The sequence below is a fragment of the Bacillus cereus group sp. BfR-BA-01380 genome, assembly GCF_022663535.1.
Lineage (GTDB): Bacteria > Bacillota > Bacilli > Bacillales > Bacillaceae_G > Bacillus_A > Bacillus_A cereus_BB.
This window is the reverse complement of sequence record NZ_JAKUFS010000120.1, coordinates 1-242: the sequence shown is the minus strand read 5'-3', so window position 1 is coordinate 242 and position 242 is coordinate 1. Positions and strand designations below refer to the sequence as shown.

The following is a 242-nucleotide window of genomic DNA, read 5'->3' as shown; positions in this document are numbered from 1 at the left end:
TAGACAAAGAACGGAAATATAAGCAAAACAAAGAAAATTACGATCGTTATGATATGCAAAGACAACTTACATTGGACAAGAAAACGCATCCTTTTCTAAAAGAAATGCCTTCTCAGCCTTTGCAAGAAGTGTTTGTACGTCTGAAAAAAGCGTTTGATCATTTCTTTCGTAAAGATGCAAAATATCCAAAACAGAAAAAGTATAAAGATTACAATAGTATGACGTTTCCGCAATTTGGATTC

Annotated in this window: 1 pseudogene; it reads left to right on the top strand. The window is 32.6% G+C overall.

Features of this window, described 5'->3' with window-relative positions:
* Positions 1 to 242, top strand: a pseudogene (locus MR076_RS26185) (RNA-guided endonuclease TnpB family protein); the annotation flags it as partial.